The following is a 13,011-nucleotide window of genomic DNA, read 5'->3' on the forward strand; positions in this document are numbered from 1 at the left end:
CTTAGAACTTAGAACTTAAAACCTAGAGCTTATAGGCTTCGACGGTTTTGATCGTGGTCCAATTGCTGTTGGCGTCTTGGATGAATTCTTGCGTATTCTCCAGCCAACGCTTTTGAACTGACTTATCTAAGTTTAAGTACAGCTTCCCACCTTCTACTTTCCAAGCTAGTGGGTCCGTTTCAAATTTCTTACCCATTGCCACACCAAAGGCACAATAGCCACCATATTGAGGTGCATAAGCCGATGGGTTAGATCGGAATTCATCTCGGTTTTCACTGCTCACAAAGTTATAAATCGCATTCTTATAAGTCGCTGTGAATTCAGATGTGCCTTTAACTGGCCCCTCATTGGCAAAGTAAGCAACAGGGTCATAACCTTTAATGGCGAGATCATTGTTGTCGACACTCATATCAAGGTCTGCTGCCATTAACGAAAAGCTGGTTCCTAGTAACGCGGCCAATAGAGTGATTTTTTGACTGGTCGATTTCATGTGTGACATATCAAGTTCCTTGTCAGTGTTGGTTATCTTGTTTGAAATAATTTAGCCCACTCGTCCGGTCTATAGAGGGACAAAAGAACTAAAAACTAAGCGAATCGTTCGGAGGGTGCATGGATCTGCTGTCACAATTAATGGAACACTTCTCGATACGCACTGGCGTTTTCTATTCTGGAAACCTGTGTGGGGTGTCGTCATTTAACGCGCAACAAGGCAAAGAAGGGCACCTTCATGTATTAAGTTCGGGGGAGTTGACCTTATCTGGTGCTCATACGGAATGCAGGCAGCTTTCTCAGCCCTGTATTATTTATCTGCCGAATAGCACACCACATGTAATTGAAGGTGTGGGAGAAGGTGCAGAGCTTGTGTGTGCGAACGTGGAGTATCGTTCAGGGCAGATGAATCCTTTATTATCGGCTCTGCCCGACATGATAGTTATTCCGTTTGAAGATGCACCGAACTTAATGCCTGTGATTGAGGTGCTGTTTCGAGAGTCGGGGCAAGCATCTTCAGGACAACAATCGTCAGGGCAGCAATACCTAATGGACAAGTTGAGTGATGCGTTGATGGCGTTGATTTTTCGTCATCTCATTGAACAACAAAAAATCGATAGCGGCGTTTTCTCTGCTCTTGCACACCCAAGGCTTGCTGCTGTGGTGACCGCTATTCACCGGTTGCCTGCTCGTCATTTTTCGGTTGCAGAAATGGCGTCACTGGCTTTGATGTCTCGTACTCAGTTTATTGAGGCGTTCAAGCGTGAGGTGGGTGAAACACCGGGAGATTACGTGCAAAAGTGGCGTGTTTCCGTTGCTCAATCTCTGCTACTGCAAAATAAGCCCATCAACTGGGTTGCCGATGAAGTCGGTTACAACAGTTATTCAGGTTTCTCACGCGCATTTCAGCATGTATCGGGTGTGTCGCCACGTCAGTGGTTAAAAGAGAGTAACGCATAAGAGGGAAAGGGATGTTGAAGTTTAAAGTTGCCAGTGAAAGCGAGTTAGTGCTTTCACTGGCAAGGCGAACCTCGTTGCAGAAAAGAATGTTGCATCAAGGCAAATTACAGACTGAGGATTGTCACTAGGCCTGTAATACGTCGTTGGCTAGATGAGCACTAACGAAGTAACCAGTGGCGCAGTGGCGTTTTTTCTATACCAGCGATCAATATAAAGCTCAGGGTAAAGGTGCCGAAGAACACGGTAATGTCTTTAGCGAGTTCAGTGATGCCCAATACTCCGCAGACATTGAATAGCAAAATAATGATCAACAGATGGCAAACGTAGATACCCAGCATACGATTCGAGATAGCGTGAAGCCATGCGTAATCGCCGATGTTTGGATTAGCTAAAAGCCACATGAACACACCAATCCCCCACAAAGCTGTACCAAACAAGAAATCGTGAATATTAAAGGCGATATCAAATTGGGTTAGCCATGCCGCTTCGGCAAAGTGGATGACCATGCCTAACGCCAATAACCCTAATGCTTTGGCTGAGGACACTTTCCATTGATGCTGACGAATGAGGAAACCTAAGGTCACCATTAACGTGCTGAAGAACGGACCGTTACGCGTGAAGAAAGGGGCACTAAGGTCGGTTAAGCTTGTGTAGCTGCCCGCAAATACACCATAGACGTAAAGCAGAATGGCCACCGGTAGTAAAAGCTTATCGAGTTTCATCTCTACCATTAAGGCGATGATCAAAACCGCGCACACAAGGGCGGGAATGAACCATAAATGTACCAACCCACCCTCTAAGAAAGAGTTGAGTGGGGTATTCATTAAGAAACCCCAATAGCCTTCACGTTCGCCTAGATAGCCAAACTCTTCTACTTTCGCGAGATTGAATGGCATCACTAAGCAAATGATGCTCCATGCCAACCAAACTTTGAGTAGTGGTTTGGAGTAGTTGATGAAGGCTGTCCAAGGTGATGCTGTGAGCTTAGGTTGAATCAGATAGCCTGAAATAAGGAAGAACAGAGGCACGGCAAAACGAGCGGTTTGGTTGAGCACATAACCGATCCAAGGCACCTCATCTATTTGCCAATAAGTGAGTGCCATTTGGCCGTGCAAACCAATGATCGCCAAGATAGCAATCACTCTGCCTAACTCGATACTGGCGATGTGTTGTGAAGGCGTATGTTGAACGGAAGACATATCAGATCTCTCAGTAAAATTTTTACGAAATCTAGCAGCCTTTATGCCCAACCAGTTAGTCCTAAATCAAGGCTTATGACCTTTGTTTCAAGGCTTGTGTCGGTTTTTTGAAGCCTGTCGCAGCTATATTAAATCCATTGCAGTGAGTGCAAATATACCTAGTGTACAAGTGATAAGAGAAACAACAGTAGTAAGAGCGATGATGTTAGCCGCGAGTGTTGAGTTTCCTCCCATCGCACGCGCCATAACATAGCTTGCCGCTGCCGTTGGTGCTGCGCTCATCAAGAAGATAAGTCCGAGATCGAGCCCTTCAAACCCTAAGTACCAGCCAGCCAGTGTAGTCAGTAAAGGTGACGCGATTAACTTGTAACTAGAGGCGAACCACGTAGACAACTTTTCTTGTTTAAGCGAACTAATATCTAGAGAACCACCAGTACAAAGTAGAGCCAAAGGCAAAGTCATGTTGGCAAAGTATTGCCCAGCATCAGTCACCATTTTTGGAATCGGAATTGAAAGTGCATAGAAGACGACTGCTAAGAAAATAGCGATGATTAACGGGTTTTTGGTGATGGACTTGGCGATCACTTTAATGGCTTTAGCGCCGGTGTCTTTGCCTTTGGGTGTCAGTGCTATCACGGCTTGAATGTTATACAGTACGGTCAGAGATGCGACATAGATAGCAGCCAATGCCACGCCTTGGTTGCCATAAATATTAGCCACGTAGGCGAGGCCGATGATCGCGGTATTAGCGCGGAATCCACCTTGGATGATCACACCTTGATCTTTAGAGCTTTTGAATACCAACTTGGTTGAGAAAATCGTGAACAAGAAAAAGACAAAGTTAGCGATGACGCCAAACGCAACTAACGCGCTACTGGCTGAAAAGTTGTGATTCGATTGAACAATACTCAGAAATAGCATCGCGGGTAGGGTGACTTGAAACACCACTTTGGACGCGACATCAATGAAATTATCATTGATCAAACCGATTCGCTTGAGCATCACACCAAGAAACAGCATTAAACAGATAGGGCCTGTTACTGACGCCGAAAACGCAAACTGTTCCCAAAGTGTGTTCATTGTTTTTCCTTTGTTAGTCGATTTCAATTTCCTTTGAATACTGTCGCATTTTTCCACAGTTCTTTGATAAGACAAAATGAATACCAAGGGTTAAGTAAAAAACCTTGAAAAAAAGAACGAACGTGCTAAAAATGAAACATGAGATTTATTATTGGTGAATAATGAGCAAGGGAAAGATAACCAAAGAGTATATTTTGAGCCATGCATTCGCGCTTGCGAGTGAGAATGGGCTTGAGAGTTTGACGATTGGCGAGTTAGCCAAGCAGTGTGGCATGTCTAAGAGTGGATTGTTTGCGCACTTCAACTCTAAAGAAAACCTGCAACTCTCTGTACTCGAGTACTCCAACGCCATATTCACTGAGAGAGTCATTATTCCCGCAAGAGAGCTGGGGGATGGTGATATCGAAGCGAAATTGAAACAGTTGCTCGACAATTGGTTGGGTTGGAATCATTCATTCCAAGGCAGCTGCATGTTTATTGATGCTTGGAAAGATGCAGGCAGCGAAACCTCTGTGATTCAGAAGGCACTGCAAAAAACCATTTCAGTGTGGATTGATTACTTGACGATTCAGGTAGCAAAAGCGGTTGAAAGCAAACAATTCAGAACTGATTTAGACCCGAAACAGGCAACCTTCGAGTTGTACGGTCTCTATTTAAGTGCGAACTTGTTCTACTCATTACGAGGGCAACAAGCGAGCCACACTCATTTTTGGAGTGGTGTCGAGCGCTTGGTAGCCAGTTGGAAAGCGGTTTAATACATACAGAAGGTTAACTCGCAAATCATGTGAGTCTTGCTGAAGTAAGGTTTACAACAAAATTTTAGAGAAGTGGCGGCAAGCCGTCATAAACAGCGCTATCGCCATTTTTTATACTAACAAATAGCACGGTCGTTCGATTTTTAGGGCCGAGCTCGATCCGCCAATAATGATGGCGATACAAGGAACGGTCATGAGTGACAAAATCTATTTCAATACATCGAACAAGTTCAGCTTCAAGCGTAGCTTGATTGGCGCTACAACCAATCTGCACTACATCCTAGCACCGAGCCACGCAAAGAAAACGGCACGTAAGCTGCTGCTCACTCCAATGCGTACTGAGCAGAAAAATGCCGATCCGCAAGGGCTTATCAAGAGTGAAATCAAAGGTCGTGATGGCGTCTTAAAAACGTATTCTTTGGGCACGGGTCCAGTTTGGGTTCTGACTCATGGTTGGTCTGGCACCGCGAGTCAGTTCTTCCCTCTGATGGAACATATTGCAGCCAAAGGTTTTACGGCTCTGGCTTATGATCACCCGGCGCACGGTGGCAGTGATGGCGTACATGGTCATATCCCAGCGTTTGTGAACGGTCTTGAAGCCATTCTCGATTCAGTGGGAGAGGTAGCAGGTTTGGTCGGTCACAGCATGGGTACCGCGTCTGCATTGGAATGTAAGCACGTTAAATTGGAAAACAAGCCGTTATTGCTGATTGCACCTGTACTGGATTATCTAGAAAACCTATTTGGCAGTGTTGCTCGTTCTGGTTACTCAATGAAACTGTTTGAGGCGGTAGTCGGAGAAGTAGAAGAGCAATTTAACTACCCGATTCAATCTGTTGATCCTTATGGAAAGCTAGCGCTTCGTGAGTCTCAAACTATCATTGTTCATGATGAACAAGATAAGTTTACTAAGTTTGATGTGTCGAAGCGTGCAGCCTATGAAATGGATCTTGTCACCTTAATCGCGACTCAAGGCCAAGGCCACGGACGAGTGATGAAGTGCCCGCAAGTGTTTGAGAGTTTTGATAACTTGATTGGCTAAGTTTAACGAATCAAGCAAGTAGAACGCCAATTAAGAAAACATAATAAAAAGGCCAACCAGAGGTTATCTGGTTGGCCTTTACTTTTAGGTGTTTAGTTAATGTTTAGCTAAACCCTACTTTTAGTTAGCACAGCTTGCTGGGCCGATCTCTTTCCACACGCCCCATTGGCCTGTCGTTGTTGGATCTTCACCAGTTGTCCACCATTTCGCTTCCCAAACCTTACCGCCTTGAGTTACTTGGTCGCCGCCAGTGTAGACCGCATTTGAATCCCAAGCGTTAGTACAAGTACCGCCGCCTGTGGTTTTCTTAAGAACTTTCACTGAAGTAGCCGCGACTGATGTATCTGTACCATCACTCACTGTCACAGAGAAGTTCAGTACCGTGTCTTGCGTGTATTCCGCTGCGACAAAGCTTACTGAAGCGCCTTGTACTGTTGCGTTAATACCTGCTGGTAAATCCCACGTGAAGGTTAATGTGTCTTGATCCGCATCGCTCGAAGCCGAAGCATCAACCACAACAACGTCACCCGCATTGACTTCAGCCGGAGCTGCAACCACTGCTACCGGAGCGGTGTTGCTTGGGCCTGTGTCCTTAGGGTTTACCGTGACAACAACTGTGTCTGTTGACGTTGCGCCTTCGTTGTCTGTTACGGTTAGGCTGAATGTCAGAGTCTCTTGTTGTGCGACTTCCACAACATCGAAACTCGCAACAGCCGCATTCGCGCTGGCTAGCGTTACCGCCGTACCGCTTACTTGTGACCAAGCGTAGCTCGCAATCGTACCGTCACTGTCTTTTGAAGTGCTACCGTCTAGAGAAACAGAAGCAGGGCCTTCAACCGATTGATCTGCACCCGCTGCTGCGGTTGGTTTACGGTTTACAGGGTCAGTAGTTCCACCTGCTAGACCTTCATGCATCGCATTTAGGATATCGCCGTTATCCGCATCAATTTCCCAAGAGAATAGACCCGCAAGGCCAAGGCTACGAACGTATGCGCCTTTTGCTTTCACTGAGCGGTCATCATCAAATGTGATCAACTTGCCTGAAGTACGGTTCCAAACGTAAGGCGCTTCTGCCATTTCGTCGTAGCCATATTCAAAGCCGTTGATGCCTTGGTTGTTTGCACCAAGCATGTTCGCTTTTATGCCTTTGTAGTCAATAACGCCATCTTCCCATACGCCTTGCGCAGAGCTGCCGGTTAGTTTGCCATTACCCACGCCTGTCATTGGATCGCTAGGATCTGAAAGTGATGACGGTAATACACCCTCCCAACCACGACCGTACATCGCTGTACCAACCACAAGTTTGTTCGCTGGAACACCTTGCGCAAGAAGCAATTGGATGCCGTTGTCTGTGGTGTAAGCAGGGCCAGTGTACTGTTCGCCATTTTCATCAAGGCCTGTGCCATCACATTGACCAGGGCGCATGAAGTTACCGCAGTTGAGTGCTGTTTGGTGACCTAAAACGTTGTTCCAACCGCCGTAGAAGTCGTAAGTCATTGCAAAGATGTAATCCATGTACTGGATAGCCTCGCCGTAGTTCACGTCTTCAATCTTATCGTGACCAACACCGATCGCTGATGTTAGCTCGTAAGTACGACCGTTTTCCGCTTCTAGTTGATCAAGCATAGTGCGCAGTTCTGCCATCAGTGCAATGTAAGCTGGGCCATCATTCACAGGGTCACCAAGGTCTGGCGCCGCACCGCCTCCACCAGGGAACTCCCAGTCAATATCTACACCATCGTAGAATTTCCACGTGTTAAGGAATTTCTTAACCGATGCAATGAAGGTGTCTCGGTTAGCTTTAGTTGTGAAGTCGAAGAATGGGTCAGACAGCGTCCAACCACCAATCGATGGGATGATCTTCAAATCAGGGTTACGCTGTTTTAGCGCCATCAACATTGCGTAGTTGCCCTTGATAGGGGAGCTGTATTCATGACCCGCTTGCGGGAAGCTCTTTTGGAAAGCCGCCCAAGGGTCGTGAATCACCACTTCGTAATCGTTAACGCCCTGACATGCTGTCATGAGTGCGTTGTAACTGTTGCCGCCCACTGATTTTACTGATTCGTTAGGACCACAAATTGGGATGAAGCCATAAAGGATATGGGTCAAATTGTCAGCAGGTAGGTTATCGACTGTGTAATCACGGCCATAGATGCCCCACTCAACAAAGTAAGTACCGACTACCGTGTTTGGGTCTGTGTTGTATGACTTGTTGTTTGGATCCACATTCATCGCAAGTGGTGCTAGGTGTGATCCATCGGTATCGGCAATCGTGATTTTAGCGGGTGCGCTTTTGCTACAACCTGTTTCGTCACACGCTTCGATTTCCATATCGAATAAGCCGCCTTGGCCGTATTCGAATGAAGCTGTGGTTTGGCTGCCAGTGATTGGGCCTGTGGCTACTTTAACGCCATCAAAGTAGATGTTGTACGTGTTTCCTGACGTTCCGCTCCATTGGTTGAACTTAACGTCGACTTTTGCTTTATCGTGATATTTAACCATCTGGTTGTAGCCAGAGGTGGTTTCCATCGCGAGTTCAATTTTAGAAAACTGTAGGTTGTTGGAACCGTACATATCAATGCTAGGTGCTGTTGGCGCGGCCAATGCTGTACCAGATAGCGCTAGAGCAATACTCGCAGCACAGGTGTTTATACGAATCATACTATTTCTCTCATTCCTTGAAGGTTTAGAACCAAGTGGTCCTAGAATCGGCTCCCGTCAGTTTTGAAGGAGCTTCCCCGTCAGTATTCGAGAGAGTTTTAATTTCATGACTGAAAATAAATCCGTTTTCGATGGACAACTAAAAAATTGTATCTTGTTACAATTCTGTTGCTTAATGAATGAGAGGCTGAGTCCATGTTTTATAAAATAAACCGCACTCAGAAGGAAAGTCTCATAAGTGAAATTACACGACATGAAGTTATGAAAAAGTGCGGTAAGCTATTATTAAATATCGCAAACTGAAGCGGCATCACAATCTTAAGCTCGTCATACCGGTGCTTGTAAGGGGCAGGTAGTATTGATGTAAGAGGGGTTACTAAACAAAGCGCTGTTGAAAGTATTATTTTTTGAATTGTTCAGCTAATACTGAGCGTCGTTGCTGCATGAGTCCTTGAGTCTCACCCGCTACAGTATCTTCATACCCTTCTTTTATGAATTGTTTGGATGGTGTGTTCGGCACTAGCCGCTTTAAACGAGGTGAATTGTAGGTACCGCTAATGGTATAAATCGTTGGGCCTGAACCTGTATTGATCGTGACATCGTTACCATCAAAATCAAACGAGGTACTGATGAAACGATAGTTCATCATCACACCATCATCGGAAAGTGTAAGAATATCTGTTTTGTAAGGTGGAGCACCAATCTCGATCCATGTGCCATGGACGTTACTTGGGCTTACAGATTTTTGGTAGGCTTGGTAGCCAAAATAGCCGACGGAGAGGGCAATCATAAAGCCAGCCATTAAGAAGGCGTAGAGTAACGAATTGGCCAATATATCGCTGCTTTTCGTGGTATTTTTAGCCATTATCTCTTCATTTTAGTTACTCATACTGGTGATGATTCTATAAAATAAAACGATAGGTTGCAAAGGTTCTTATAAGAGTTAGAAGCAGGATCGAATGTTCTTTTGAATCAAACTGCCTCAGTGATTTTTTACCCACACATTCAGTCTTCATGCTTTGTTAAGGAATATTTACTTAGAATGATTAGGTTGTATACCCAATGCCACGCCTAAAATGATTTCATCTCGAACGAAATTTAACTTCGAAAGGTCAACAGATCCTAAGCTATATTCATTTATTTCTTGTAGGACAGTCTCGAATTGGTTAAAACAATTAGCACCTAAATTTACGCATAGGCTTATTCGTTGAGCCTAGTAATGCAATTTTGAGATAACAAGGAAGTACAATGATTAAAGAAAATACATACTTTGAAGGCGGTGTTAAGTCGTTAGCGTTTAACCAGTCTGGTGCTGATGTGAGTGTTGGTGTGATGGCCGCTGGTGAATACACATTCGGTACTGCAGCTCCGGAAAAGATGACTGTTGTTAAAGGTGCTTTAATTGTAAAGCGTGTTGGCGATGACGATTGGACTACATTCCAATCTGGTGAGTCTTTTGACGTTGCGGGTGACTCTTCATTCGATTTACAGGTTAAAGAAGCGACAGCTTACCTGTGTGAATACTTGTAGGAAGGCCTGAGTTCGTTCAACCAGAGTATCGTTTATCTATGGCTTAATAGAAAAAAACCACGCTCTAGGAGCGTGGTTAAATAAGTGATAATAACCGGCAGTGGATAGTGTCACTTGTTTTTACAGTCATCAAATGGATGACCAAATTGTTGTTCGTTGCAAAATCTCTTCAATCTTTAACTTCAATTCAAAGCTAAAAGCGCAAAGACGTCGTCAATTAGTAAGTCTCAAAAACGCCATTGTTGAAGTCCTGAATCGTCTGTTCAATTTCTTCCATCGAGTTCATGACAAACGGACCATAGTGCACAACAGGTTCATTAATCGGCTCACCAGAAAAAATCAGTACACCTGAATCTTCTAAACTACTCAAAGACAGCAAGTCAGCTTTAGTGAGTAACGCAAGTTGACCTTGGTTGATGACTTTATCACCGATCTTAATACTGCCTCGGTACACGTAAGTCATGGCATTGTGATTAACATTTGTCCCTAATGTTATTTTTTGCCCAGAATGAGATCGCCAATCCGCTACGCTTAACGGCACACCAGTTTGTTGCAGTGGGCCTTGCGTTCGTAAAGCCTCTACATCATGGTCAGCTAGGTTATGCAGTTCGAATCCACCCGCAATAACTCTCAATAAACCACTTTGCTCACTTTGGTGCTCTGTAACGCTTTCATTTTGGAAATCGTGATACTGAGCTAGCAGCATCTTGTGTGTTGCAGGTTGGTTTATCCAAATCTGAAATCCATGCAGTGCACCTTCTTCCATCATTGGCATTTCGCTGTGAATCACACCACGACCCGCGGCCATCCACTGTGCACCACCGCTGCGAAGCTCTCCAACATTCCCCATGTGGTCTTTGTGCTGGAAGTGACCTTGCAGCATGTAAGTGAGCGTTTCTATCCCACGGTGAGGATGTGGAGGAAAGCCGCCAACATAATCTTTGCTTTCATCCGACTTAAGTTCATCAATCATTAAAAATGGAGAGAAACGCGTGTTATTGAAACCAGCGAGTCTTTGTATTTTTACGCCGTCACCATCGGAGGTAGCGTGTGCTGCAATCACATGATCTACTGCTCTTACACTCGTCATTTTGAAATCCTCATAAACTTGAATAGCTGTAGTTTATGTAATTTGATTTAAAAAGAAGATGGCACAGTGTTGAGTGACTTATTCGAAAATTTTGAACAGGTAAGAATATGAAATTATGTCTATACTTGAATAGAGAGCAGACCGCCAAGGAGGCCGCTATGGCAGTACAGCAAAAACATGGCGAAAGGCAAGGTCGGATGGGCTTTGATAACGATTTTACAACGGAGCAAGGTCAGCGTTTTACAGAGGTTGCGAATAAAGCGGTTAAGCGCCGTGTTAGAAAGCACCAGGCAGATGGGCCTTTTATACACTCGGCTAAGCAAGCCGCTTTTAAAACCGTTGCTAAATCTAAGAACGAAAATCGAAATTTAGTACGACAAGTCGTTTGGATTATTGTTATTGGCTTAGTGAGTTTATGGGCCATGTATATGGCAGGCTAGCGTGGACGCGTTTTTAATAACGTAACATTGCTCCCTTCGACCTTCGCTTCAAGACAACCTTCAAGCTCAGATGATTCCGATTCTGAGAAGGGGAGGTTCGTTGGTAGCTCTTCTATCAAGGTCGATACGGGATTATCGTGATAATAAGCGTATCGATTTTTTCCTGAATGTTTGGCAACATACATCGCTTTATCAGCACATCTCGTCAGCTCATGTAATTCTTGAGCATCTTGCGGGTACAACGAAACCCCAACACTGAGTGTCAATTCCTTGATTCTCTCGTTTGTCTGGCAACCACTTTCGAATAGCCCACAAATCCGATCTAAAATACCGTCTAGATCTTTGCGAGTTGGTACATCGTAGAGCATCAAAACAAACTCATCTCCAGCAAAGCGCGCAATCGAATAATCGTATTCATGACTTACCCTGTCTCTGGTTCGGATGTTGTTGCTTAAACGATTCGCAAAATGCTGCAAAACACTGTCTCCGACGTCGTGCCCGTAGCTATCATTAATGCCTTTGAAGTCATCTATGTCCAAAAAAACTAATGCAGTCAGTGAGCGTTCACTATCCACTGTCGCAAGTTTTTCTGTCGCCCAGCGTTCAAAGCTCCAACGGTTTGCCAAGCCTGTTAGTTGGTCTCTATAGGCCAGATCTTCAATCCCCTCTTTATATAGGCGTTGAATATAACTGACGGCTTTTGTGTAGTAATAAGCTGATGTGTGACATACCAAGCTCATTGTAAATAAGCTAAGAATAAACCGGTGTGAGCTGCTAAAAGGTAAAGAAAAGCTGCTAGGCATAGCTGTAATCAAGGTGCTGATAAATACACAAAATGAGGTACTGAATATAATGCCAATTCTGAAATCGTTTATGAAAATGACGGCAGCCAAAATCGGGTAGAGCCAGAGTGTCCGCTCGGGAATGGCGTGACTGTACAAGAATAGGATGACTCCTTGAACGAGCAGAACACCACTTAGAATCAATTCTGAATACTCAGCGGCAGTGACTTTTTTCACGTAAAATGCATTGGAGATAGCGATAAGTGCAAAACACAGTTCGAAAATTGACAGAGTGTAATGCTGACCTTGGAAGTAAGCCCAAGTGTAGAATGTGAATAACGCAGCGGCAGCCAGTGAAAAGGAGTGGACAATTTTTTGCTTGCGAGTGGATCGTATGTCCGCCATTTCTTCTAGGTGTCTGCCGACGAGCCTTTTCATGTGATTTGTGCCAAAGATTTTGATGATTGATGTTAATAGTAGATGAAATAAAAGTCATAGCAGAGTGTTAGTGACCTTTTTAGTGTGACTACTATCAAGGTTTCATATTTAAATGATGAGTGACTCATAATAAATAGTGATGCGCGTCACTAACGGTGCAGATGTATCCGTTAGTGAAACAATCACGGTTCTAGTTGCAGGAAGTTACTTGGCTATTATCTACTTGCTTTCCAATACGTTACTCAACATAGTTTGTAGATAGCTAATGTTTATAGATACCTAAATTTGATAGAGGCTCATAATGTTAATTACCTTTAGTTGCAAAGCTCATGCTAGCGTCACGATGTTTGGTGAAGTCGGTCTTCAGTTCATTAAGATGCTTGGGCATAGTGGCACTATTCCAGGAGCAATTGATGCTTCAGAGGTTTCTCAAGCGTTAAGTAATTTGCGTGCTGCGATCGCCGCTGAGCAGAGCAAGCAGGTAGAACAAGAAAATACCGATGACGATAATGAAGAGGTTGTTGAAGCGCCTGTTAATATCGGTA

Annotated in this window: 13 protein-coding genes; 6 read left to right on the forward strand and 7 right to left on the reverse strand. The window is 44.5% G+C overall.

Annotated elements, in window-relative coordinates; all coding sequences use genetic code 11:
- Positions 1-22: 22 nt before the first annotated feature.
- Complete coding sequence (locus AB4653_RS10080) at positions 23-499, reverse strand: YHS domain-containing (seleno)protein (RefSeq protein WP_009846117.1); 477 nt, start codon at positions 497-499, stop codon at positions 23-25.
- 110 nt (positions 500-609) lie between these two features.
- Here AB4653_RS10080 and AB4653_RS10085 point away from each other — a divergent pair, with 110 nt between their 5' ends.
- Positions 610-1,449 (forward strand): AraC family transcriptional regulator, encoded by an 840-nt coding sequence (locus AB4653_RS10085; RefSeq protein ID WP_102257673.1) that lies wholly within the window; start codon positions 610-612, stop codon positions 1,447-1,449.
- Between the two features lie 158 nt (positions 1,450-1,607).
- On the opposite strand, the gene AB4653_RS10090 is transcribed toward AB4653_RS10085, so the two are convergent.
- Positions 1,608-2,648, reverse strand: a complete 1,041-nt coding sequence (locus AB4653_RS10090) for an acyltransferase (protein WP_102257672.1) — start codon at positions 2,646-2,648, stop codon at positions 1,608-1,610.
- Positions 2,649-2,771: 123 nt separating this feature from the next.
- Positions 2,772-3,728 carry an AEC family transporter gene (locus AB4653_RS10095; RefSeq protein ID WP_009846120.1) on the reverse strand — a complete coding sequence of 319 codons (957 nt, stop codon included), beginning with the start codon at positions 3,726-3,728 and terminating at the stop codon, positions 2,772-2,774.
- 161 nt (positions 3,729-3,889) lie between these two features.
- Between AB4653_RS10095 and AB4653_RS10100 the strand changes: the two genes are divergently transcribed.
- Positions 3,890-4,483 (forward strand): TetR/AcrR family transcriptional regulator, encoded by a 594-nt coding sequence (locus AB4653_RS10100; protein WP_009846121.1) that lies wholly within the window; start codon positions 3,890-3,892, stop codon positions 4,481-4,483.
- Between the two features lie 193 nt (positions 4,484-4,676).
- Positions 4,677-5,525 carry an alpha/beta hydrolase gene (locus tag AB4653_RS10105; RefSeq protein WP_009846122.1) on the forward strand — a complete coding sequence of 283 codons (849 nt, stop codon included), beginning with the start codon at positions 4,677-4,679 and terminating at the stop codon, positions 5,523-5,525.
- A gap of 120 nt (positions 5,526-5,645) precedes the next feature.
- Here the strand turns inward: AB4653_RS10105 and AB4653_RS10110 are convergent, their stop codons facing one another.
- Entirely contained in the window at positions 5,646-8,186 is a 2,541-nt protein-coding gene (locus AB4653_RS10110) for a glycosyl hydrolase family 18 protein (protein ID WP_102257671.1), read from the reverse strand.
- Positions 8,187-8,586: 400 nt separating this feature from the next.
- Entirely contained in the window at positions 8,587-9,051 is a 465-nt protein-coding gene (locus AB4653_RS10115; RefSeq protein ID WP_065679371.1) for a DUF2850 domain-containing protein, read from the reverse strand.
- Between the two features lie 383 nt (positions 9,052-9,434).
- Here AB4653_RS10115 and AB4653_RS10120 point away from each other — a divergent pair, with 383 nt between their 5' ends.
- Complete coding sequence (locus tag AB4653_RS10120; RefSeq protein WP_009846125.1) at positions 9,435-9,716, forward strand: pyrimidine/purine nucleoside phosphorylase; 282 nt, start codon at positions 9,435-9,437, stop codon at positions 9,714-9,716.
- 217 nt (positions 9,717-9,933) lie between these two features.
- Here AB4653_RS10120 and AB4653_RS10125 read toward each other — a convergent pair whose 3' ends face one another.
- On the reverse strand, positions 9,934-10,806 hold the full coding sequence (locus AB4653_RS10125) for a pirin family protein (RefSeq protein WP_102257670.1): 873 nt from the start codon (positions 10,804-10,806) through the stop codon (positions 9,934-9,936).
- A 158-nt stretch (positions 10,807-10,964) separates the two neighbouring features.
- Here AB4653_RS10125 and AB4653_RS10130 point away from each other — a divergent pair, with 158 nt between their 5' ends.
- Positions 10,965-11,246: a hypothetical protein gene (locus AB4653_RS10130; protein WP_009846127.1), complete on the forward strand. Its 282-nt coding sequence runs from the start codon at positions 10,965-10,967 to the stop codon at positions 11,244-11,246.
- Here the strand turns inward: AB4653_RS10130 and AB4653_RS10135 are convergent.
- Positions 11,243-12,433, reverse strand: a complete 1,191-nt coding sequence (locus AB4653_RS10135; protein ID WP_102257705.1) for a GGDEF domain-containing protein — start codon at positions 12,431-12,433, stop codon at positions 11,243-11,245. The genes AB4653_RS10130 and AB4653_RS10135 overlap by 4 nt on opposite strands.
- A gap of 334 nt (positions 12,434-12,767) precedes the next feature.
- Between AB4653_RS10135 and AB4653_RS10140 the strand changes: the two genes are divergently transcribed.
- Positions 12,768-13,011, forward strand: a 244-nt coding sequence (locus AB4653_RS10140; RefSeq protein ID WP_372104044.1) for a DUF1840 domain-containing protein, incomplete at its 3' end; no start/stop codon positions are given.

Origin of the sequence: Vibrio sp. 10N.222.48.A3, from assembly GCF_041475345.1 — a bacterium.
GTDB lineage: Bacteria > Pseudomonadota > Gammaproteobacteria > Enterobacterales > Vibrionaceae > Vibrio > Vibrio tasmaniensis_A.